At 36.7% G+C, this 23,375-nt stretch carries 19 protein-coding genes; 5 read left to right on the top strand and 14 right to left on the bottom strand.

Annotated features, from left to right (window positions below; genetic code table 11):
* Nucleotides 1-192: 192 nt before the first annotated feature.
* On the bottom strand, nt 193-369 hold the full coding sequence (locus L6W14_RS03660) for an aspartyl-phosphate phosphatase Spo0E family protein (protein WP_080717115.1): 177 nt from the start codon (nt 367-369) through the stop codon (nt 193-195).
* A 92-nt stretch (nt 370-461) separates the two neighbouring features.
* Nucleotides 462-650, bottom strand: a complete 189-nt coding sequence (locus tag L6W14_RS03655; protein ID WP_016992451.1) for a hypothetical protein — start codon at nt 648-650, stop codon at nt 462-464.
* A gap of 123 nt (nt 651-773) precedes the next feature.
* Here L6W14_RS03655 and L6W14_RS03650 point away from each other — a divergent pair, with 123 nt between their 5' ends.
* The 3 genes from L6W14_RS03650 (at nt 774) to L6W14_RS03640 (ending at nt 2,413) form a co-directional block, all read left to right on the top strand.
* The gene (locus tag L6W14_RS03650) at nt 774-962 is read left to right on the top strand and encodes a YkvS family protein (RefSeq protein ID WP_004224583.1); all 189 of its coding nucleotides are present in this window, start codon (nt 774-776) and stop codon (nt 960-962) included.
* A 79-nt stretch (nt 963-1,041) separates the two neighbouring features.
* The gene (locus tag L6W14_RS03645; protein WP_131521702.1) at nt 1,042-1,659 is read left to right on the top strand and encodes a CPBP family intramembrane glutamic endopeptidase; all 618 of its coding nucleotides are present in this window, start codon (nt 1,042-1,044) and stop codon (nt 1,657-1,659) included.
* Nucleotides 1,660-1,720: 61 nt separating this feature from the next.
* Complete coding sequence (locus L6W14_RS03640; protein ID WP_131521703.1) at nt 1,721-2,413, top strand: hypothetical protein; 693 nt, start codon at nt 1,721-1,723, stop codon at nt 2,411-2,413.
* A gap of 84 nt (nt 2,414-2,497) precedes the next feature.
* Here the strand turns inward: L6W14_RS03640 and L6W14_RS03635 are convergent, their stop codons facing one another.
* Together L6W14_RS03635 and L6W14_RS03630 are read right to left on the bottom strand one after the other, a co-directional pair.
* On the bottom strand, nt 2,498-2,944 hold the full coding sequence (locus L6W14_RS03635; protein ID WP_004224579.1) for a MarR family winged helix-turn-helix transcriptional regulator: 447 nt from the start codon (nt 2,942-2,944) through the stop codon (nt 2,498-2,500).
* A 122-nt stretch (nt 2,945-3,066) separates the two neighbouring features.
* Nucleotides 3,067-4,434 carry an ATP-binding protein gene (locus L6W14_RS03630; RefSeq protein WP_237899417.1) on the bottom strand — a complete coding sequence of 456 codons (1,368 nt, stop codon included), beginning with the start codon at nt 4,432-4,434 and terminating at the stop codon, nt 3,067-3,069.
* Nucleotides 4,435-4,745: 311 nt separating this feature from the next.
* On the opposite strand from L6W14_RS03630, the gene L6W14_RS03625 reads away from it, so the two are divergent.
* Nucleotides 4,746-6,485, top strand: a complete 1,740-nt coding sequence (locus L6W14_RS03625; protein ID WP_048391998.1) for a B12-binding domain-containing radical SAM protein — start codon at nt 4,746-4,748, stop codon at nt 6,483-6,485.
* A 342-nt stretch (nt 6,486-6,827) separates the two neighbouring features.
* On the opposite strand, the gene L6W14_RS03620 is transcribed toward L6W14_RS03625, so the two are convergent.
* The 7 genes from L6W14_RS03620 to L6W14_RS03590 all read right to left on the bottom strand — a co-directional run bounded on the left by L6W14_RS03620 (nt 6,828) and on the right by L6W14_RS03590 (nt 18,616).
* Entirely contained in the window at nt 6,828-8,183 is a 1,356-nt protein-coding gene (locus L6W14_RS03620) for a TrkH family potassium uptake protein (protein WP_036075771.1), read from the bottom strand.
* Between the two features lie 111 nt (nt 8,184-8,294).
* The gene (locus L6W14_RS03615; RefSeq protein WP_048391999.1) at nt 8,295-9,050 is read right to left on the bottom strand and encodes a TerC family protein; all 756 of its coding nucleotides are present in this window, start codon (nt 9,048-9,050) and stop codon (nt 8,295-8,297) included.
* A 325-nt stretch (nt 9,051-9,375) separates the two neighbouring features.
* A complete protein-coding gene (locus tag L6W14_RS03610) occupies nt 9,376-10,461 on the bottom strand; it encodes an SDR family oxidoreductase (protein ID WP_237899407.1) in 1,086 nt (361 codons plus the stop codon).
* Nucleotides 10,462-10,480: 19 nt separating this feature from the next.
* Complete coding sequence (locus L6W14_RS03605) at nt 10,481-13,534, bottom strand: efflux RND transporter permease subunit (protein WP_237899405.1); 3,054 nt, start codon at nt 13,532-13,534, stop codon at nt 10,481-10,483.
* A gap of 195 nt (nt 13,535-13,729) precedes the next feature.
* Nucleotides 13,730-15,307, bottom strand: a complete 1,578-nt coding sequence (locus tag L6W14_RS03600; protein ID WP_237899403.1) for a peptide chain release factor 3 — start codon at nt 15,305-15,307, stop codon at nt 13,730-13,732.
* Between the two features lie 135 nt (nt 15,308-15,442).
* Nucleotides 15,443-16,909, bottom strand: a complete 1,467-nt coding sequence (locus L6W14_RS03595; RefSeq protein WP_131522045.1) for a UDP-N-acetylmuramoyl-L-alanyl-D-glutamate--2,6-diaminopimelate ligase — start codon at nt 16,907-16,909, stop codon at nt 15,443-15,445.
* A gap of 318 nt (nt 16,910-17,227) precedes the next feature.
* Nucleotides 17,228-18,616 carry an aldehyde dehydrogenase gene (locus L6W14_RS03590; protein ID WP_237899400.1) on the bottom strand — a complete coding sequence of 463 codons (1,389 nt, stop codon included), beginning with the start codon at nt 18,614-18,616 and terminating at the stop codon, nt 17,228-17,230.
* Between the two features lie 209 nt (nt 18,617-18,825).
* Between L6W14_RS03590 and L6W14_RS03585 the strand changes: the two genes are divergently transcribed.
* Nucleotides 18,826-18,981, top strand: a complete 156-nt coding sequence (locus L6W14_RS03585) for a hypothetical protein (RefSeq protein WP_193767414.1) — start codon at nt 18,826-18,828, stop codon at nt 18,979-18,981.
* Between the two features lie 46 nt (nt 18,982-19,027).
* Here the strand turns inward: L6W14_RS03585 and ssuE are convergent, their stop codons facing one another.
* The 3 genes from ssuE to L6W14_RS03570 form a co-directional block, all read right to left on the bottom strand.
* Nucleotides 19,028-19,561, bottom strand: coding sequence for an NADPH-dependent FMN reductase (ssuE, locus tag L6W14_RS03580; protein ID WP_131522047.1), 534 nt, complete (start codon nt 19,559-19,561; stop codon nt 19,028-19,030).
* A 163-nt stretch (nt 19,562-19,724) separates the two neighbouring features.
* Nucleotides 19,725-21,062: a dihydrolipoyl dehydrogenase gene (gene lpdA, locus L6W14_RS03575; protein WP_237899398.1), complete on the bottom strand. Its 1,338-nt coding sequence runs from the start codon at nt 21,060-21,062 to the stop codon at nt 19,725-19,727.
* A 198-nt stretch (nt 21,063-21,260) separates the two neighbouring features.
* Nucleotides 21,261-23,342, bottom strand: coding sequence for a catalase (locus tag L6W14_RS03570; RefSeq protein WP_193767415.1), 2,082 nt, complete (start codon nt 23,340-23,342; stop codon nt 21,261-21,263).
* Between the last annotated feature and the right edge of the window lie 33 nt (nt 23,343-23,375).

Raw genomic sequence — 23,375 nt, 5'->3', positions numbered from 1 at the left:
CTTGTACTAAAATTTATATGTAGGGCATATATACCGAATAAGCAAAAAAAGAGAGCAAGTGATTGGGGGATCACTGCTCTAAAGGGGGAAATGAGAATGTTGCTGTGTTCATAGTAAGTTATTCCCCATTGAAATGCATTTTAAACATATATGTTAAAATGTTTTTTACTCTGAATACTGGAACAATCTTTTTTAGTTTTCTTGGTCTTTTTCTTCTTCAAATGCCATCTGTCTATAATAAGTATTCATTAACTGATCTAATCTGCGACTCAGTTGAATGGTTTTTGCATTTTGTAACCCGTTTTCTACACCTGAGCGAATCATCATCTCACGAGTTTGTTCCATTTGTTTCAAGAGTAGATTGACCATTCATACAACCCTCCACACACAAATAATCATACCATTATTATACATTTATATTTCATTTCTTACAGCATTAACTTACGACAATGTTCGACAAATTAACTTCTAGGTGTTTCAGTATAAGTATAGATAATTCGCCCATTTTGCTTGGCCTCACCTCTGAAATGTTTAAATAATGGGTGTTTTACAAGAATTTCACGAAATTCGTAAAATTCTTCCTTTTGAATTTCAATACTTTCCCTTTCCCCATTTTGTAATTGTTTAAGCATATTTTCGTATTTTTCCATGAACTTTATTCCTCTCTTTGCCTCATTTGTGTAATAAATTATGAATTATTTAAAAAAAGCTTTACGTTTACCAATTTTTCATGCAAACTGTATATTATTAGTCGATGAAGGAGCTGACTGTCTGTGAAAATAGCTGAAGTTGGAAATATTATCGAGTTTAAAAATGGTCTCCAAGGTATTGTAGAAAAGGTAAATGAAAATTCGGTGATCGTTAATTTAACATATATGGAGAATTTTGATTCCCTTGAAATTGAAGAAAAAACGGTCGTCAATCATAAACGATATAAAATTTTATATACTAATGAAGCTTAATAGTCTGAATAGTCCCTATTTGTCTTAATAGATGATAAGGGACTATTTTTTTGATAAGATTAAGGTATGGAGGTCGAATATGCTAACAAATTCGAAACAAACAATACTATTTCTCCTTTCTTTATTATTCGTTTATGGCATGCTTGCTTTTACCTTTGCTAACCAAGCTGTATTTTGGTACATGTATGCATTCACTTTACTAGTATGTATTGCCATTGCCATTTTAGCTGGCTCCATTGAAGATCAATTACCTACATGGCAATTTTTACTCTTCGGTATTGGATACGGTACCATCACATATGGTATTATTCGCTTTGGTTACTGGCTCGCTCCATATATTAATAATAACTTAGTACAATCCGTTCAAAAATTTTTAGCAAGCTACGGACCACAAAATATTTGGCACTATGTTTTACTCGTATTTATCGTCGCCATAGGTGAAGAATTATTTTGGCGTGGTTATATCCAACAACAGTTAAAACGTTTTATGCGTCCTCCGCTGGCTGTCATAGTTACCGCAGTATTATGTGCTGTATCAATTGCCCTTAGCGGATTTATGCTTGGTGTCATTGCTGCATTGGTAACAAGCATTGTTTGGGGCTTCTTATATGAATGGCGTAAAAGTATGCCACTTGTTATTGTAGCTCATGTCGTTTTTGTACTATTATTATTTTTAGTGTTGCCTTTAACATCATAACATTAATATTTGGAAACATTTTATCTTTACTAACGTTTAATTTAGAAAAGGAGGGTTTTTTATGCAAAAAAAATTAATTTCTATTCTTGCATTATTACTAACAGCCGTATTAGTTGTAGGTTGTAATACATCTGATAAAACAGGGGATTCAGATGCTCAACAAAATGAGCCATCAAATACTGCTGCCGATCAAAAACCATCTGGAGATGATACAGCAGGTGAATCAAACGAGGAAGAAGAAGAGACACCTGCATCCAATGAAACAAATACAGAGGATGCTTCTAAACAGCCTCAACAAGATGTAAAATACGTCCAAAATGGTGTAGATAAAACAGAAAAGGCAACTGAATCAGCAAGTGTTGATCAAAGCTATAAACTACAACAGCTTCCTGGATTTACACTGACACAAGAAGAGCCTGGTAAAGACATGTTAGTGTCCAATGATGATGACGAAGTGTTTATGCGTATTGAAACAATTGAAGCTTCACAATCAAGCTTTGAAGAAGTAAAAACAACTATGCAAGATTATATGAACGCAGTAGGTGAAACAGTAGCTCTAACTGCTGAGGAATTAGCAGCATTCAAAGATGTTCAAAATATCGAGGGTTATGTTGTGGACTTCGACACTGAGAAAGTAATTGGAGTCGTCCTTGAGAAAGATGGTCTCATTACAAAATTAACTATTCATGATAATGATGAACAGGATTTAACAGATGCTATGCTTAATATGGCAGCGACTATATCTAAAAAATAATAAAATGCTAAGGACGATAGACAAAGTCTATCGTCCTTCTATTTGATCATAAAAAAGTTGTCTCAAATCAATGAGACAACTTTTTTAATAAGATAGGTCCTTTATAGAAAGACCAATTTTCTTCAATAACGTAATCGCTTGTTCTTTTTCTTCTGGGGATAGTACACTCATTAATTCATGCAAATGCTGTTCATGTTTTGGGAACAGCTCTCCCATAAAAGCTTCACCTTCAGGGGTGATTTCTGCATACGTAACACGACGATCAGCAGGACAAGATACTCTTAATAAGTAACCTCTCTTCTCCAGCTTATCGATGACATACGTAATAGACCCACTGGCTAACAAAATTTTATTGCCAATTTGCTGTAATGGCTGTCTTCCTTTATGATAGAGAAGTTCTAGAACAGCAAATTCAGTTGGGTTTAAACCATTATCCTGAAATAATTGATGTGTTGTTTCATTAATTGCTTTTAGTGCACGTGATAATACAATATATAATTTTAAAGATTGTTTTAGATCTTCTGACGGCATATTCTTTTCCTCTCACTTCGCTCTTTATACATGACATTATAGCGACATTAGAAAAGCATTGTCAAAAGCAATATATGATTTAGAAGGTTTTGTTGTCCATTATGGAACCATTTTTACTTTCTTTATGTTACTAAATAAGCAGAATCCTTTGTGGATACTTCCATTGTATCCATCTGATTAAATGTGTAAATTGGAAACTGCAGATGGAAGCATGTCCCCTTCTGTAGTTCACTACTAACGCCAATTACACCTTCATGTTCTTCAATTACCTTTTTCACGAAAGCAAGGCCCAGTCCTGTCCCTGTTGATTTTGTCGTGTAAAAAGGCTGGAATAGGTTTTGAAGTGTCGTGCTGTCCATACCAACACCTTCATCTTTTATCATCAGTTCGACAATCGCACAGTCATTTGTTGCCATTTCGACGGTAATCGTACCACCATTATTCATGGATTCCATTGCATTTTTAATTAAATTCATCAGCACTTGCTTTAGTCGATTCTCGTTGCCACCAATATAGACTTGAGTAGAGGTTGAAATATACTGAATCATAATATTTTTCATGAGTGCATCTGGTAGCATAAACTCAATGACTTGCTTTACAATATGATCCAGTTCTAATAATTCCACTTTCATCGTTGTTGGCTTAGATAATACTAATAATTCGGATAAAATTTGCTCCATCCGTTGAAGCTCACTGTCAATAACAGAGAGATACATGCGTGATTCATCATCAGCATTTAACTTTAGTAATTCAGTAAAACCCTTTAAAGAGGTTAATGGGTTACGTATTTCATGTGCAATGCTCGCAGCCATCTGTCCAACCACGTTTAATGCTTGCTGATGCTCAACTTTATGCTGAAGTTGCTTTTTCTCTGTTTCATCATTAATTACAGTGACAATAATATTATTGTATTCGTCAAAAATACTTGAAATTTCATAATAGCAAGTTCTGCTCACTTGTGTTTCATCGACTACATGAATGCTTGCATGTTTTTCACCCATTAACTTAGAAAGGTAGGATGTAATTTGCCCTTTTTTTAATGTAAATGAATCAAATATATGCTGATGTGCTTTATGAAGGAGCTGTGAATTTTCAACTTTCAGAAACATTTCGGCATATTTATTAAGCCCAAGAATAATACCGCTAGCGTCACTAACAATAACAGCATAAGGTAAGTAATCGTAGGCATTAAAAGATTGCGCTCTTTCATGTGCTTGGCTAACATATAATTTATGGGCAACATCATCATTTAATGTTGAAATTTGCGCAACAATTTCCTCTGTATTGGGATCGTAAAAACATTTGAAAGATAACATTTCGTATTCATTTCCAACTGTGCGAATATTGAAAATTTCCTCTGAACGTAAATCATTCTGTAACTGTTTGACGAACTTAGTCCATTTAAAATTAGATGGCTCGTCCATAGCTAAATAGCCAATATAGGTTAAATTAAGATTGAAAAGTTTGATAGCAGCCTCATTGACGTTCAAAATTTTCCCTGCTTTATTGAGTATAAGTGTTGGTGACGAAGTACTTTTCATAAGATTTCCAAAACATTGATTAATATCATTTTGCTTCAACTTTCTCACCGAACCTTTCAAAAGAGTAAAAAACCTCTAAAATCGAATTTTGAGCCTTTACTATACTTTATGACAGCACGATTCTATTATTACAAAATTTAGTAAATTTAAGTATTTTAAATTATTTCACGAACCGTTCACAAAATAAATAGGTAAAAAGAATTATATTGTATGTCAGATACTTGACTGATACAATAGGATGTTGAAAGGAAGATTATCGCATGAATACTATTTTAACTACTTTGAATGCAAAGTATATTCACACAAATTTAGCATTGCGTTATTTAAAAGGTGCAGCTTTACCGGAGTTTAATCCAATTATAGCAGAGTATACTATTAAAGACCCTGCTTTTAATATTGTATCAGATTTATTCCAAAAAAAACCTGATATTGTTGGATTTAGTTGCTATATCTGGAACATCGAAGAAACCATACACGTTATCAAGATGTTAAAAACTGTCTGTCCAAATGTTAAAATTCTGCTCGGGGGGCCTGAGGTATCTTATGATTGCCACCATTGGTTACGTCGAATACCTGAGGTAGACTTCATTGTAATGGGTGAAGGTGAAACCTCATTTAAACAATTACTGCGCTACTTCCATGGTGAAATATTGTTAGAAGATGTTCCTGGTATTTGTTATTTAGAGGACGAGAAAGTTAAGATTCACGCTATGCCTCCTAAAATTGATTTACGCGAATTACCAAGTCCTTTTCGTTTTGAGGAGGATCTTCCCTATCTAGGAAAGCGAATTCAATATATTGAAACGAGCCGAGGCTGCCCATTTAGCTGCCAATTCTGTTTATCTTCTATTGAAGTTGGCGTCCGATACTTTAACCGTGAAAAAATAAAAGAGGATATTCGTTTCTTAATGGATAATGGGGCTCGTACAATTAAATTTGTGGATCGCACCTTCAACATCAGTCGTAGCTATGCAATGGAAATGTTCCAATTTTTAATTGATGAACACAAACCAGGTGTTGTATTCCAGTTTGAAATCACGGCTGATATAATGCGCCCTGAAGTCATCCAATTCTTAAATGATAATGCACCAAAAGGTTTGTTCCGATTCGAAATAGGTGTTCAATCTACGAACGATTTAACAAATACCCTTGTAAAACGCCGTCAAAACTTTGAAAAACTAAAGCGAACAGTAACTATGGTAAAAGATGGCGGAAAAATAGATCAACATTTAGATTTAATTGCTGGTTTACCAGAGGAAGATTACGCTAGTTTTCGTCAAACATTTAATGACGTTTTTGCAATGCGGCCAGAGGAATTACAGCTTGGATTTTTGAAACTTTTACGCGGCACTGGACTTCGATTAGAAGCCGAAAAGTTTGGCTATACCTATGTGGATCTATCTCCTTACGAAATCTTCTCAAATAATGTTCTAACATTTGATGATATCGTTCGCATTAAACATGCAGAGGATGTTCTTGAAAAGTATTGGAATGATCACCGTATGGATCATACGATTGAATACTTGGTTACAGAGGTCTTTGATACACCATTTGATTTCTTCCAAAACTTCGGAACATATTGGGAAACAAAAGGTTGGTCTCGTATTGGCCATCAGCTAGAGGATTTATTCCGTCGTTTATTAATGTTTTTAGAAACGATTGATGATGTGAATTTAAACATTGTCCAGAGTTTAATGCAACTTGATTATTTAATGGCTCAGCAGTTCCAACCACGGAAGCTATGGTGGAATGAGCGTCCTACAGAAGAGCAACAAAAAGCCCTTTATCACGCTTTACGAGAAGATCCAGCTATCGCAGGCGAGGAATTTGCTAACTTTAAGTTAACAGAAAAAGAATTGTTTAAGCATACCTTGATTATCCCTCATGCTCTTGACTACCAAGAGTTCGCAAATGGCAAAATTGTACAAAAAAATGGCTATCTGTTAACCTATTTCCGACATGGTCAAGCACCTTACTTTGCAACAATCTACTCAAACTAATAAGAAACGCTAGTCCTGTTATAACTATCAGGACTAGCTTTTTTTATTACTTAAACGATTCTTAAATCCTCATAGTAACAGTAACTACTACTAAATTTATTCCTTCTGCGCTTCATTCTTTTGGTTAGTTAAGTACTCATAGCCTTTCTTACAAATCTAGGTCAAATTCCTTAAACAAAGATTGATAAAACTTTGTAAAAAATGCCCAAAAAACAATCTATCCAATCAGGAAATAAAAGTTTAAATTTTTTGAATATTTTATGACAAGATATTAATTTTTACTTTTATATGAGGTTTACGATGGAATTATTCCTTACTTAATGCCTCACATACTTTAAAAATTTAACCAATGATTACTCGTTCCTTCGGATAGTGGAAGCCTGATTTCTTTCCTCTTCCGCCACCCCCAAGAGTATAAAGGAATGATATTAATCCAACTCGACCAATAAACATTAAAATAATGATAATGATTTTACCAACCACTGATAAATCAGATGTTATGCCTAATGACATACCACATGTACCGAACGCTGAAGTAATTTCAAAAATAATTTGAATAAGAGATGCTTGTGGCTCTGTTATAAGCAAGATAAGGGTTGCAACTAATACCATGAAAAAGGCTAATAAAATTACAACAAATGATCGGAAGACATCAATCAAATGAATTTCTCGTCCAAATACTTGAATATCCTCTCTACCTCTAGCAAAGGTAATTAAGAATAAAATGGCCAAGGCAAAAGTTGTGGTACGAATACCTCCACCAACTGAGCTTGGGGAAGAGCCAATGAACATCAGGAAGCTCATGAATATATCTGTAGCTTCACTAAAAGTCGTGACATCGTAAGTAGTCAGTCCAGCTGATCTCGTTGATACGGAATGGAACATTGCTGAAAATAATGCCTCATGCCAAGACATTTCCTTAAAAGAATGGAATGATTCAAGTAGTAAAATGACAAGCGCACCAACTATGAATAAAATAGCGTATGTTGAAGTAGTGATTTTAGTAAATAAACTAAAACGGAAATTCTCGCGTCGATTAAGCAAAAAAGTTTTCAATTCAATTAACACCGGAAATCCAATAGCACCTAATACAATGAGTACCATGGTAACCATCTGTACAAAATAATCATCATGGAATGGGAGTAAGCTCATTCCCGTTATATCGAATCCACCATTTGTCGTAGCAGAAATAGAGGCAAAAATTCCATGTAAAAAGGCTTCTTCTAAAGTATCAAAATAATTGGTAAAATGTAGCGTTAAAATAATGGTACCCGTTAATTCAATGCCAAATAAAATTTTTAAAATTTCTCGGATTAATTTAACAACACCCGAGACACTGTACTGGTTATGATCAATCATGATTAACTGGCGCTCACGCATGCCTATTTTTTTCCCAACAAGCAACCACACAAAGGTACCAAGTGACATAATACCAATGGCTCCTAACTGTAAAATAACAAGAATCATTACAAGCCCAAAGGTAGTATAGGTTTCCGAAATATTAATCGTTGTTAACCCAGTAACACTTACTGCACTCACTGCCGTAAACAAGCTATCTAAAAAAGAGACTTTTACACCTTCTTGATGAACGCCTGGAAGCCGTAGTAACAGGAAGGAAATCGCTATCGCTATAAAATAATAAGAAACAAGTACCTGAAATGGTGTTACTAGTTTATTTGATGATTTTTTCCAAGGCACTTTAACAACTCCCCCCACATATGATGCCCAACTAGATAAATTATAGTATAGAAAAAATACATAAAAAAAGAAAGAGGAATAGTGGTCACTATTCCTCCAACGTTCATCTACTTATTTTTTCTTTCTTACACCGACTAAATAGCCGACAAAAGCAATACCTATTAGGACAATCCAGAATGTTAACTCCCATGCCGTGGAATGTGGAAATTCTTTAGGCAATATTCCCACCTTCTCATGTGCTAATGTTAAGACAACTAGCTTCACACCTACCCAGCCAACAATTAGAAATGCCGCTGTTTCAAGTGAGGGGTAATCATTTAATATTTTTACAAACCATTGGGCCGCAAACCGCATCATAATGACACCAATAAATCCGCCAAGGAGCATCACAATGAACTGACCGCCATTGATGCCACCAATATCAAATTCACCTAAGTGTGGCAAAGTGACGGCAATTGCAACGGCTGCTAGCATCGAATCAATAGCAAATGCTATATCGGCCGCCTCTACCTTTAGTACTGTTAACCAGAAACCAGAACCCTTTTTTCCACCATTTTCGGTTGCTGCTTCTTCTTCATCTTTATGTTTTCGTAAATCATATATATTTTTTGCAGACATAAACAATAGATAAGCTGCACCGACTGCTTGGATTTGCCAATAATTTACTAAAACTGTAATAACAAATAATGCGGAGAATCGGAATATCAATGCTCCAAATAGTCCATAAAATAACGCCTTTTTTTGCTGCTCTTGTGGTAAATGCTTCACCATAACAGCCATTACTACCGCGTTATCAGCTGCAAGTAATCCCTCTAATACAACAAGGACAATTAACACCCAGCCATATTGTAATAAAATCGCTTCCATTCTAGTGCCTCCTCTAAGCTCTCTATACCCTCAATGACCCTGTCATTCAAGTATAAAAGAAAAAAACCCCTGCCCTAATTCAGGCAAAGGTCTCGCTAAGTAAATTCGTACCCTTTCTATTTATGGTACTTCAATCTACACGTCATACGTATAGAGCCATTCACTATCACACCCGATGGTTGTACCATGTCTTGACGAATGTGAAACCAGGGAAAGTTAATTACCTGTTAGCTACTCCCCTTTGACAAATTGTCGAAGGTATCTTCTTTCAAATATTATAGCACTATCATTTACAACTGACAAAAATATCTATATGTTTTTTTCGTTACTTAATCTGAATTTGATAGCTCTTCTCTTCCTTATGTGCTAAATAAAACTCAATCATTTTTGGCATCGTCTGTAAAAAATCAGGGCATGTAATACCACCTTTTTGTAAGATATGATGTGCTTCAGTCGTATCAAATGAGGCATTCCATGTTAAATAATCTAATGTTTCTTGTTCGACACCTAATTTTTTTCGAATAAATGGAATCTGCAATGAAAGCTTAGCCAATGTAAATGGTAAACGTCCTTTTGGATAAGAATTTGTAACTAGTTTCACCATTGTACGGTATACCTCCTGTACAGGGTGAGGATTAGGATCAGTTAAATGAAGTGTCTTCCCTTCTGCACTCTGTTCACTAACCAGAAAAGTAGAAGCATTTATAATATAATCAACTGGCACTACATTAATTGTCGATGAAGTTTGACCAATGTACGGAATAAAAGGTAAACCCTTTAAACGTTCAACTAAGTTTAAGAAGAAATAAGGACCATCAAATTTAATGGTTTCACCAGTTTGGGAATGGCCACGAACAATTCCAGGTCTAATTATTGTCAATGGTATTTCCGATTTTAAATCTTCTACTCGGTGCTCAGCCTCATATTTTGTTTCCTCATAGTGGTTTTTAAATGCTCTTGGTCGAATTAATTCATTTTCACGCAGTATGCCCTCACGTGTACCAGCCACATAGGCAGTGCTGAAATACATATAGCGCTGTAAATTTGGTAAGGTGCGAACAAAATCATTAACCATTGTTGTACCATGAACATTTACCTTCCAGGCAATATCACGTGGTACAGCTAAATCATAGATAGCAGCTAAATGCCAAAGCACTTCAATTTGCGGTACAATTTCTTTGATGATTTGATTTTCTAATCCAAGGTTTGGTAGTGTAATATCGCCTTCCACAATTCGAATCGAACAGTCAGGAAAATCCTCTAATATTTTGTTTTTTTCTTTATGTGCCTTTATGGTTTCACCAGCCAATACGATGGTAATTACTTGTTGTGCTTGTTTCTTTTGAAATAATGCTCGAATTAGTTGACTCGAAATGAAACCAGGAAAACCTGTAAAAAAATGAACCTTCATCTCCCATTCCCCCTTGAACCTAGTGCATCTTTCTTGTATCTTTATCCATTAAACTGTAAATGATCGGTACAATATACAGCGTCAGTAAAGTTGAGGTCACAAGCCCTCCGATAACAGCAATCCCCATTGGCTGATTCATCTCGGTCCCTTCTCCAATGCCCAGTGCGAGTGGTAAAAGCCCTAAAATAGTTGTTAAGGCTGTCATTAAAATTGGACGAAGCCGATCTTGGGTAGCAAGTAAAATTGCCTCATAAGCTGGCATGCCCATTGCCTTTTGCTGATTAATATAATCTACCAGCACAATACCGTTATTTACGACTATTCCTACTAGTACTAGGATACCGATAACTGAGGTTACACCAATTAAAGTATTTGTTAGGAACATAGCTATCGCCACACCAATGATCATTAATGGAACAGTAAACATGATAACAAACGGATATTTAAATGACTCAAATTGAGCTGCCATCACAATATATACAAGCACGATGGCTAGCATCACAGCTAGTAACATATCATCAATTGCACTATCATAGAGCTCTCTGTCCCCACTGAACACAACTTGAGTAGTAGATGGTAAATTAACTTGTTCTAATGCTTTATCTACTTTTGCAGAGATTCCTCCCAACGATTCCTTTGTTTCATAATCTACAAAAAAGGCCACTGCTGCTGCTTGATCAGAACGACGAATGGATACCGGCCCCTCTTGTATAGAAACAGTAGCCACTTCCTCTAATTTTACAAATAATCCTGCTGGCGAACGCAGCTGCATGGCTTTTAAAGCATCTATACTCGTATTAAATGACTGCCCAAAACCTGTATAAACGGGTAATACTGCGCCGTCATCAGTAATCAATTGGGACGTTAATTGACCTTTTGTCATTTGATTTACAGTTTGAGCGATTTGTGCTGGAGCAAAACCATAGTCTTTTGCTTTTTCACGATTAACCTCAATTTGAATCTCTTGAACAGTATTATCTAAATCCGTAGAGACATTTGTCACTTGCTGAATCGCTAGTAGTTCCTGCTGCACTTTCTTAACAGTTTGCTGTAGCCTCTGTTCATCGGAATCTGTTAAACGGAATGTTAAGGTGTGTGGTGACGATCCTGTAGCTGTCGATACATTAAATGTAATTTCAGCTTGCTCTTCAAGCTCTCCCTGTATATCTTGTTCTAGCTCTTCTACAAATTTAAAAATGGAACGTTGCCTTTCTGCTAATGGGACAAGCTTTACATATATCTCAGCTTGGTTGGCGCTAGTTTGTCCACGTGCTTGGGATTGTTGTGTACCGCCAATTAAACTAACATACACATCTACATCCTTTTCCTGCTTTAAACGTTCCTCAATTTGCTTAACAATCTTTTCTGTTTCTGATACAGCGACACCTTTTTCAAGATTGACACTTATAGAGGTGAACCCCTCATCTGTAGGCGGTAAAAATTCAGTACCTATTCTAGTCAGTCCAAACAAAGAAAGACTAAAGCAAACCACTGTAAAAAACAGTATAAGCATTCGATGCTTTAGTACCCATACAATTGACGCCTTGTAATGCCTATAAAAACGTGATTTACTGCGTTGTACATAAAAATTATTGTTTTTCATTTTTAAAAGTCGACTTGCTAGCATCGGAACGACTGTAAGCGCAACTACTAAAGATGCAATTAAGCTGAATGAGATTGTTAAGGCAAACTCTGTAAATATTTGACCAATCAATCCTTCGATGAACATAACAGGAATGAATACTGCTATTGTGGTTAAAGTAGAAGCTGTAATGGCAAGGGCTACTTCCTTTGTTCCTTCCTTTGCTGCAGTTATCGGGTCTTTTTCTAGTCCTAGATGTCTTTCTATATTCTCAATAACGACTATGGCATTATCCACAAGCATACCAATTCCAAGTGCCAGAGCACCTAATGTCATAATATTGAGGGAAAAATCCGCAAAAAACATCAAAACAAATGTGACAATAACGGAGTAAGGAATCGCAATACCAATAATGATTGGACTCTTTACACTACGTAAAAAAACAAATAGGATGAACATCGCAAATAATCCACCTAAAAGTAAGGAAGAGCCAATATTACTAATCGCTAAATCCACATAATTACCTTGATCAATTAAAATATCTGCTGTGATACCTTTATACTGATCTTTCTTTAGTAATGTCTCTAAGGCCTTCTGGAAATCCTTAGAAACCTCTGCCGTATTTGCACCAGATTCCTGTAATACAGACATAAGAACTGCTGGAAGCTCATTTGCTCGTGTTGTGGTAATAGATTGTTGTTCTGTCCTCTTAACGGTTGCAAGATCACCAATGGTTAATGATTTGCCCGTTAAAGGGTCCACCGAAACAATTAAATTGGCAATGCTCTCCGGAGAAGATAATGTGCTAACTATACGTGTTGTTAGCATTTTGCCAGCATCTGTTGAAACAGGCTCACCAGGAAGAGACACATTATTCGCTTGAACTATTTGCATCACGTCTGTCTGAGTCAAGCCTTTTTCAACTAGCTTTGCTTCATCCAATTCTATTTGGATTTCATCAATCAATTTGCCAGAAACATTCACACTGGCAACACCCTCTGTCCGTAGCAGTTCCTTCTCTAAGTGCTCTGCTAATACACGTACATCTACTTGATTATTTTCCGCACGTAAAGACAGCTGAATAATAGGAAATTGAGACGGATCAAATTTTAGGAAACTAGGCTTGCCAGCATCATTAGGCAATGGGGTCATATCAATTCGCTGTAAAATATCAAGTTGGACAACATCCATATTTGTGGACCAGTTGAACTCAAGCACAATTAAATTGGAGCCTTCCTGGGAGGTTGACTGGATTTTTTTGATACCAGGTAAGGTGGCAAGTGTAGCCTCTAATGGCTTCGTTATCTTTTCATTTACCTCCGTCGGGCTTGCCCCAGGATAAGAGGTGACAACCACTCCAATAGGTGGATTTAACTCTGGAATTAACGTAATCGGTATTTTTAATAAAGATACACCGCCTAGTATGATGACAAAAAGCATAGTAACAATCGTAAAGACAGGTCTTTTAATAGAAAAATGACTAATATTCATATAAACAAACTCCTTTTCTACCTCTTCCTTTCTATGATAGCCGAAAAGGAGATTATTTTATAAATAAGCTCCCGTTATTGAGATACTATCTCTAAGGAAACTTATATTTCCTAATAATGTATATATTCTACAAACAGTGTCATTTTTCCTTGCAAAAAAACACGAATCGCAAAATTGTCGATTCGTGTTTTATAATTATAAAAGGCTATAAAGTTTAATGCTTTCGTTTTTATCTGCAAACCAACGCATAGCGAACTCATTTTCAAATAGGAAAACAAGATTGTCAAAACGGTCTTTTACAAGCATTGATCGACCTGATGACATTGATTCTTTGACTTCCTCTTCATTTTCAATCCAGCGTGCGATTTTCGAACCAATTGGCTCCATTTTTACTTCCACATTGTATTCATTTTTCATACGATGTTCAAATACTTCAAATTGTAATTGACCAACTGCTCCAAGTATAACTTCCTCTGTATGCAGCGTTTTATAGTATTGAATAGCACCCTCTTGCACTAATTGTAAAATCCCTTTATGGAATTGCTTTGATTTCATAACGTTCTTTGCCGTGACACGGACGAATAATTCTGGTGTAAACTGTGGTAATTTTTCAAATTGGAAAGTTTTCTTACCACCTACAACTGTGTCACCAATTTGGTATGTTCCTGTATCGTACAAACCAATAATGTCGCCAGCAACTGCTTCATCTACTGTCTCACGATCGTCTGCAAGGAACTGTGTAGATTGTGTGACTTTAAATGACTTTCCTGTACGAGATAACGTCATATTCATTCCACGTTCAAATTTACCAGAAACAATACGTACAAAGGCAATACGATCACGGTGTGCTGGATTCATATTGGCCTGGATCTTGAAAATAAAACCTGAAAACTCATCATGCTCCACAGGATCAATAAACTGCTCATCTTCAGTAATTCTTGGCTGCGGCGTCGGTGCAAATTGTAAATAGGTTTCCAGGAAAGTTTGAACACCAAAGTTCGTTAATGCTGAACCAAAGAATACAGGTGTTAATTCCCCACGACGTATTTTTTCCTCAGAATAGGCATTCCCCGCTTCATCTAAAAGTAAAATATCGTCCATTGCCTGTGAATAATAAGAAGTCACCTTCATTGGATGCTCTACAGCAAGCTCCCCATTGTCGTCTATTGGTAAGAAACGTTCCGCTTCATCTGTACGGAATTGTTCAATGCGTTTATTGTAACGATCATAAATACCAAGGAACTCTTTACCCATACCGATTGGCCAGTTCATAGGATATGCATTGATACCTAATACCTCTTCAAGCTCTTCGATCAATTCAAGCGGCTCTTTCCCTTGACGGTCTAACTTATTAATAAATGTAAAAATAGGTATACCACGCATTTTACAAACCTTAAATAGCTTTAAAGTCTGTGCCTCGATCCCTTTCGCAGCATCCACTACCATGACGGCACTATCTACAGCCATCAATGTACGATATGTGTCTTCCGAGAAATCTTGGTGACCAGGGGTATCCAAAATATTCACACGAGAGCCGTTATAATCGAATTGCATGACAGATGAAGTAACCGAAATCCCACGTTGTTTTTCGATCTCCATCCAGTCTGATGTTGCAAATTTACCTGTTTTTTTCCCTTTTACTGTACCTGCATCTCGAATGGCACCACCAAAAAGTAAAAGCTTTTCTGTAATCGTCGTTTTCCCAGCATCAGGGTGACTGATAATGGCAAAAGTACGACGCGATAGTATATCTTGTTCTAAATTTGAATTCATCTCGTCATTCTCCTTTTTTCATACTTAATAATAATAAAAGAAGACTTGCCTTTCGTACAACCTTTTTACATGAAATCTCAAAAAAGAAAACCCTTTAGTTACAACTAAAAGGGTTTCCTAAGAATTTAGCTTTCATCATACGAATTTTAATCGGCCTGCTTCTATCGCAATTTCTGCATCACTATGTGGAAATTTGGTATTTTCGATAATTTGATAATCCTCATGGCCTTTACCAGCAAAAATAATCATGTCACCCGGTTCAGCAATTTCAATCGCATGGCGCACTGCCTCTGCACGATCTCCAATACAAGCATAATTATCATGAAGCATACCTTTAGCAAGATCGCCTGTAATACTATCGTAGTCTTCATAGCGTGGATCATCTGTCGTTAAAATGACATATTCCGCAGCAGACGCTTTTTCAGCCATGGCAGGACGCTTCGATTTATCACGATTGCCACCTGTTCCAACTAAGAAAATCAACTTGCCCTTTTTATAAGGTTGCGCTGCTTCAATTGCCTTTTCAATTGCATCTGGAGTATGGGCATAATCAATAAAAATTTGCACAGGTAGATCTGAACATACTTTCTCCATACGACCCTTGACTGGCGGTAGTTGCTCAATTTGTTCAATAATGGACTCCATTGAATAGCCCCTACCATAAAACGCAATCATGGCTGCCAATACATTATAAATATTAAATTCCCCAAGCAGATTCATTTTTACACGATAAATTCCTTCAGGCATTTCCACATCAAATGATGTCATATAGTCGTGATATTCACAGTTAATGGCGCGGAAATCAGCATTTTCATTTTTTAAACCATATGTCCACACTGGAAATGGTGTCATTGCAGCATATCGCTCTGCCCAAGCATCGTCAGCATTCAATACAACAAATTTATTTTTTTCTAAATCTTGTCCAAGTTGGGAAAATAATAAACCTTTTGCATGCCCATATTCCTCCATCGTACCATGGAAATCAAGATGATCGTGCGTTAGATTCGTAAAAATAGCGATATCATAATCAACACCTGCTAAACGTCCAAGTGCTAACCCGTGTGATGAAACTTCCATTGTCATTAATCGACAGCCTTCCATTTTTGCACGGAAAATCATTTGTTGTGTCGATAACGCATCACTCGTTGTATTAGCTGATTCATATAAAATTCCATTTAAATTAAAGCCAATTGTGCCGGTTAAAGCTGATTTCTCGCCCATACCATGCATGATATTTTGAATAATTCCTGTTACGGATGTTTTACCATTCGTTCCTGTTACACCAATCATTGTTATGTCCTTAGAAGGATAATCAAAGAACTTCGCAGCTAGTAAACCTACTGCACGATCTGTATCTTTCACAATGACTTGTGCAATCGTCTCTCCTAGCGGTAATTCTCGCTCCGTCACAACAATTGTTGCGCCACCATCTACAGCCTTTTGTGCATAATCATGCCCATCTACTGTATAACCTTTGATACAAACAAACATGCTATTTGGTTGCACACTTCTTGAATCTACTACGATATCGCTAACCTGATCAGGCAGCACGCCAATTATTTTTTTCAAAGGTAATGCGCTTAACAATTCCTCTGCATACATTTCATAGTCCTCCAATCAATCTCTACACTCATGTCATCATTTTTAATAATCGACAAAAAACGACAATATGAAATCCCCCACGTTCTATTGAACTTATTTTACTACTTATTTCATAATAAATAAAATGCCTCTCTTGTATTTTTTCAACGAAAACGCTTTCATTTTGAAGAAAAAATCATGTTTTCTTTAAATTTTTAATTATAATCACCAATCGGCATTTTTCGACATAACGAGAAAGGGTTATTTAGAGAACAATTGTCTATGCATCTTAAGCTTATAGTTACAATGGAGGTATCTTCTGATACCTCCATTGCTAAGCTATTTCATAATTGAGCGCACAATTTTCACTTTCTGTTTATATGGCGGGAATAGCACATTTGTCTCCAGCTTGGAAGATTTTTTCAAGATAGATTTCGGATGAGTAAAGTTTTCAAAGCTTGCTTTGCCATGGTATGCTTTCACACCTGATGGACCTACACCACCAAATGGTAAATGTAAATTCCCAACATGTGTGATAGTGTCGTTAATACATCCCCCACCAAATGGTAATTCTTCTAAAAAGTATTGCATGGCTTTTTCATGTTCTGAGAAGAAATATGCCGCTAAAGGCTTCGGTAATTGCCGGATTTGATGAATAGCAAGTGGCAAATCATTATACATCATAACAGGTAAGATAGGACCAAATAGTTCTTCCTGCATGGATGGACTTGTCCATTTTACATATTCAACGATTGTAGGTTCAATATATAAATCATCCCGATCTATTCGTCCACCATATGTAATGGCATCACGTTCTTCCACAATTATTTGCTGTAAACGATCAAATTGTTTTAAATTGACGATACGTCCATAATCAGGGCTTTTTAAAGGATTTTTGCCATAAAATGAACGGATTGTTTCTTTTAATATTTTCATAAAACGATCATAAACATCTTTGTGTACAAGCAGATAATCAGGGGCCACACATGTCTGTCCAGTATTAGTAAATTTACCCCATACAATCCGCTTTGCCGCTACCTCTAGATTTGCTGTTTGATCGACAATTGCTGGACTTTTGCCACCAAGCTCTAAAGCAACTGGTGTCAAACGTTCTGCAGCAGCTTTTGCTACTACTTTACCAACGGCTACACTACCTGTAAAAAAGATATAATCGAAAGAAGCATGAATAAGAGCCGTAACCTCTTCCTTTTCACCTTCCACAACACGTACATATGAAGACGGGAATGTTTCCTCAATGATTTTTTTCACAATGGCTGCTGTGTGTACAGAGGTTTCTGATGGTTTGACGATTGCTGTGTTTCCTCCAACTATAGCACCAATTAGTGGCTCCATTACAAGTTGGAATGGATAATTAAATGGCCCGATAATTAATGTTACGCCATAGGGCTCACGAACAATAAAGCTCTTGCCCATTTGATATTGTATCGGTGTTTTGACTGCTTCTGGTTCCATCCATTCTTCTACATGTTTTACCATATATGAAATACTATCTAATACAATGCCAATTTCTGTTGCATACGCTTCAAATTCACTTTTACGAAGGTCTAAGTAAAGCGCATTCAATATTTCCTTCTCATATTTTAAAATTGATGTTTTTAATTTCTTTAATTGCTCTTTTCTAAATTTCACACTTTTTGTAGCACGGGAAAAATAAAATTGACGTTGCTCTGTAATCATATTTTCCACATCTTGTGACGTAAAATTCATCAATAAAGCACCCCTTTTTTAAAATGGCATACATAGTTTTTTCATTTTGAAACAAACTATCTTTGTCTATACGATACAACATCGAGAGGCAAAAATCCTCTTTCTACATCGAGGGGGTGAAATAGCAATATGTGAAATGAAATGTTTTAGTTTTTTCATCTCGGGAAATATACAACTACATATTAAAACCGAAACGGGGGCGTAGATGAATGACAACAACAACAGGAACATGGTGGGAGTCCATTTTTTCTGGACCATTATCGCATGGAATTTGTGAAGAAAAAATATTGCTATTGCAAGATGAGGCTTTCTTATATCTCTCTACAATACCTGTGGAGAATGAAGAAATTCCAGAAGGAAATTAAAAAATAACGCATTATAGGATGCCCCTATAATGCGTTTTCATTTATTCTAATTAACAATGCATACTTGTTGCAACTGATCTAATTGTGCTTTAAGTCTACTGATGGCCTCTTCTTCAATCGCAAAGCCGCCCTCTTCCAAACGTATAATTTGTTTATCTACAATGTAAACAGAATTAGTAATGGATGTGGCTCCTAATATAGCTAACACTGGCTTTAATGCATATTCCAATGCTAACAAATGACTGATCGAACCGCCTACAGCAATGGGGAGTATAGCCTTTTCGAGCAAGGCTTTTTGCGGCAGTAGATCCAAGTAAGTCTTCAAAATCCCTGTATAGGATGCTTTATAAATTGGTGTAAGGATAACTATAAAATCTGCTTCCTTAACATGCTCATTTTCAGACTGTATTTGCTTACTAGAAAAATTCGCTGTTACTAAATCTGTAGCTGGGAGCTCATGTATATAATTTGAGTGAACCTCTACTCCTTGTGCAATGAAATGATTCTCCACCTTTTCATGAATGGCGGTAACTCTAGAATTTTTCGAATTACTTCCATTAATAATGACTGCTTTTGTCATCTTGCCCACTCCTTTTATCAATATTATAAAAAAGGCCCCTACTCTACAAATTGATGAAACATCATTTTGTAAAATAGAAGCCTCTAGATGTCTAGTTAACTTAAAATCCCTAGTATTCTTATAAAATTAATTTATCATGAATTTCTAGAATGTCAACAGCTTTTTATTGGTGTATTGCTTTCCCAAACACAGCTTTAGCTACATCTCCAATATGCTCTGATACAGTAGGATGTGGAAAAATCATATGCGCAAGTGATCGAGCTGTACCACCAGCATTTTTTGTTGCTAATAGGGCATTAAGCATTTCTGTTGCACCATCAGCTACTACGCAAGCCCCTAAAATTTCCCCATTATCCTTCGATGAAATTAGCTTCACAAAGCCTTCCGTATTCCCCTCCATTAATGCCTTTGGATTTGTTTGTAGTGGCATTTTGGTTACAATGTACGGTGCTTTGACTTGCTCTTCTAGTAAACCAAATGTAGCAATTTCAGGGTTTGTATAAACACAACGTGGAATGCTTGTTTGATCAATTGGTATTGGTTGATTTCCTACAATATAATCGACAACGTAAATTCCTTCAGCACTGGCAGAATGTGCAAGTTGATAACCACCCACTAAGTCACCAATCGCATAAATATTCGGCAGGCTTGTTTCAAAATGCTCATTGACAGCGATTAATCGACCATCAAAAGCTAATCCTAGTTGCTCAGCAATTTCTATATTGGGACGACGTCCAGTTGCAAATAAAAGGTTTTCATATGTATAAGATCCTTTAGATGTATGAATGCTATTACCTTCAAATTTTTCAAATTGAAAATCTGTCACAAGTTCAATACCAAGTTTCTTCATCTTTTCTCGAATCAGCGGTCTTGCATCCGCCTCTTCCGTTTGTAAAATATCCTCGCTATGATTAAGCACTGTTACCTTTGTACCAAGTGGTGCTAAACTAAACGCCATTTCAATGGCAATTACGCCCCCGCCAATGATTGTTAGCTGGGCTGGAAGCTTGTCTATCTCAAAAAATGTGTCCGTCGTATAGTAGGTGGATGTCTCTAACCCTTCGAATCGTGGAACAAAGGGTTTACTACCTGTCGCTAAAATTATATCTGATGCCATTATCGTCTCATTCCCGATAGTTATCGTTAAGTCCTTTACGATTGAAGCTTCACCACGATATAAAGTTATATGATTATCGATAATGTATTGCTCAATGTTTGTTAGTAGTTCATGAATAATTGTATCTTTCCGTTGCATTAGTCGAGGAAAATTAATTTTCACTTTAGGCACTTCTATTCCCCAGCTATTCCCTCTTTTTATTTCCTGCACAAGTTTACTATGCTCCAATAAAATCTTTGATGGGATGCAGCCAACATTATAGCAGGCTCCTCCCAATTTATCTCGTTCGATAAGTGCTACTTTTTTGCCATTCTTGGCGGCATGTATGGCAGCCACATAGCCACCTGGTCCCGCACCAATAATAGCAATATCAAAATTTTCCATAATTTTCACCTCATGTACCACCATATCATTTGCAAATTTTGAATGCAATGACAGACATAGTAAAAGCCTTTCATTACAACGAAAGGCCTTTTGACTTATTTGTTAACGTTTATGAGCATTCGTTTCTCTTTCGCAGGTATGAGGCTTACTCTCCGTGGGTATTCGCTTCTCTTTCGTGAGTATTCGACGCTCATTGATTTAATAAATATTTCGCTGCCAAAATCGTTGCTGAGCAATGGCAGCTACAAACTTTTTCGGAAAATCTTTATTACCTGTAGCCAAAATGATTCCCGGCCCTACATTGGCATTCGACATATTAAAGAAGGTTGTGCCAGATGCAGCAAATCCTATAGGCTTAAAGTGACGATATGCTTCATTTATATAATTGACGATATAAGTATTGAATTTCGCCTGATTACTTGCCTTTACTCCAACAACATATAACGAGTCAAATAATACAGCATCGGTTGTAATAAATGTGTCAGTAGCCGTTAATTGCACACCATTATTCCCTATTACCACACCTAGTCGATCAGAGATTATGCTATAGCGCACACCTTGTCTTGTTAAATATTTCAATACTTCCCCGACTTCATTTGCATCAAAGCCATCACCAATTAAAACGCCTACTTTCAGCGTATAAGGCAATTTAACGGTATTGGCTTGGCTCAGTGCAGGTGAAGAGGCCGTTACCTTAGACTGCTCACCATTAGGTCGATTAACACCAACGTTGTCTGCTACTGTGGTAGCCATTACTTTATCCACATGAACAAACATATCCACTACTTGCTGTCGAACAGATTTACTTTTCACTTTTCCTACTTCGAAGCTAAAGGCATCGATAATGTGTTGTTTTTCAGGTGGAGACATGCTGTTCCAAAATAGCCTTGCTTGTGAAAAGTGATCGTCAAAGGATTTACTCCGCGCTCTCGTAATTCTTCCCTCAACCTTTTCCTCGTAATGAACATATCCGCCTTCTCTTGCAGTAGAGGTGGCTGGTGTATTATTTGCTAATGAATTTTTATGATAGCTTACCCTGCCTAAATTAATGGTCTGTCGACTAAAGCCATTACGTTGATTGTTATGCACGGGGCAAATCGGGCGATTAATAGGAATTTCAGCAAAATTCGGTCCACCTAATCGAATCAATTGTGTATCTAAATAGGAGAACAATCGACCTTGTAGTAGAGGATCATTGGTAAAATCTATGCCAGGCACAACATTACCTGGATGAAAGGCAACTTGCTCTGTTTCAGCAAAGACATTATCCACATTGCGATTTAAGGTCATCTTTCCAATTTTCTTCACAGGTACTAGTTCCTCCGGCCAAAGCTTAGTCGCATCTAAAATATCAAAATCAAATTTAAATTCATCCTCAGGCTCTAGTATCTGTATGCCTAACTCAAACTCTGGATAATCTCCAATTTCGATGGCTTCCCATAAATCTCTTCGTTGAAAATCTGGATCCTTCCCTGCAATTATTTGGGCTTCATCCCAAACAAGAGAATGCACTCCTAGCACAGGCTTCCAATGAAATTTCACAAATCTTGATCTTCCCTTATCATTGACGAAACGGAATGTATGCACACCGAAACCTTCCATCATACGAAAGCTTCGAGGAATGGCACGGTCAGACATTACCCACATTACCATATGTGCAATTTCCTGATTACTGGCTACAAAATCCCAAAAAGTATCGTGTGCGGAGGCTGCTTGTGGCATTTCATTATGAGGCTCAGGCTTTACGGCATGAATTAAATCGGGAAACTTAATGGCATCCTGAATAAAAAATACAGGGATGTTATTACCAACTAAATCATAATTCCCCTCATCCGTATAAAATTTTGTGGCAAACCCACGTACATCACGAGCTGTGTCCATTGAACCTAAGCTCCCTACCACTGTCGAAAATCTGACAAAAACAGGTGTCTTCTTTTTCGGATCCTGCAAAAATTTTGCCTTCGTATATTCCGACATGGATTCATATAATTCAAACTCGCCATGTGCTGCAAAACCTCTGGCATGTACAACACGCTCTGGAATACGCTCATGATCAAAATGGGTAATTTTTTCTCTAAGATGAAAATCCTCCATAATTGTCGGACCACGAACACCTGCCTTTAACGAATCCTCATCATTGGACACCCTTAGTCCCTGATTCGTTGTCATTTTCGTACCCTCATTCTCGACACGAAACTGCTCTAATTGATGATCCTTTGGGTTTCCTTCTACATTTTTGGATTGATTCGACTTTGAGTTATCCACGCAATCCCCTTTCATACATGTACTAATTTCGCTCCATATACACTATAT

This window comes from Lysinibacillus sp. ACHW1.5 (assembly GCF_022014815.1).
Taxonomy (GTDB): domain Bacteria; phylum Bacillota; class Bacilli; order Bacillales_A; family Planococcaceae; genus Lysinibacillus; species Lysinibacillus capsici.
The sequence above is the reverse complement of the archived record's forward strand: the minus strand, read 5'-3'. Positions and strand labels throughout refer to the sequence as shown.

Bases quoted from the DNA above. Each gene is read 5' to 3' on its own strand.
- L6W14_RS03645 (WP_131521702.1), top strand. From the start codon at position 1,042: ATGCTAACAAATTCGAAACAAACAATACTATTTCTCCTTTCTTTATTA.
- L6W14_RS03590 (WP_237899400.1), bottom strand. From the start codon at position 18,616: ATGAATTTTACGTCACAAGATGTGGAAAATATGATTACAGAGCAACGT.
- L6W14_RS03600 (WP_237899403.1), bottom strand. From the start codon at position 15,307: ATGAATTCAAATTTAGAACAAGATATACTATCGCGTCGTACTTTTGCC.
- L6W14_RS03655 (WP_016992451.1), bottom strand. From the start codon at position 650: ATGGAAAAATACGAAAATATGCTTAAACAATTACAAAATGGGGAAAGG.
- lpdA (WP_237899398.1), bottom strand. From the start codon at position 21,062: ATGGAAAATTTTGATATTGCTATTATTGGTGCGGGACCAGGTGGCTAT.
- L6W14_RS03615 (WP_048391999.1), bottom strand. From the start codon at position 9,050: ATGGAAGCGATTTTATTACAATATGGCTGGGTGTTAATTGTCCTTGTT.
- ssuE (WP_131522047.1), bottom strand. From the start codon at position 19,561: ATGACAAAAGCAGTCATTATTAATGGAAGTAATTCGAAAAATTCTAGA.
- L6W14_RS03635 (WP_004224579.1), bottom strand. From the start codon at position 2,944: ATGCCGTCAGAAGATCTAAAACAATCTTTAAAATTATATATTGTATTA.
- L6W14_RS03625 (WP_048391998.1), top strand. From the start codon at position 4,746: ATGAATACTATTTTAACTACTTTGAATGCAAAGTATATTCACACAAAT.
- L6W14_RS03605 (WP_237899405.1), bottom strand. From the start codon at position 13,534: ATGAATATTAGTCATTTTTCTATTAAAAGACCTGTCTTTACGATTGTT.
- L6W14_RS03585 (WP_193767414.1), top strand. From the start codon at position 18,826: ATGACAACAACAACAGGAACATGGTGGGAGTCCATTTTTTCTGGACCA.
- L6W14_RS03610 (WP_237899407.1), bottom strand. From the start codon at position 10,461: ATGAAGGTTCATTTTTTTACAGGTTTTCCTGGTTTCATTTCGAGTCAA.
- L6W14_RS03570 (WP_193767415.1), bottom strand. From the start codon at position 23,342: ATGAAAGGGGATTGCGTGGATAACTCAAAGTCGAATCAATCCAAAAAT.
- L6W14_RS03640 (WP_131521703.1), top strand. From the start codon at position 1,721: ATGCAAAAAAAATTAATTTCTATTCTTGCATTATTACTAACAGCCGTA.
- L6W14_RS03660 (WP_080717115.1), bottom strand. From the start codon at position 369: ATGGTCAATCTACTCTTGAAACAAATGGAACAAACTCGTGAGATGATG.
- L6W14_RS03595 (WP_131522045.1), bottom strand. From the start codon at position 16,909: ATGTATGCAGAGGAATTGTTAAGCGCATTACCTTTGAAAAAAATAATT.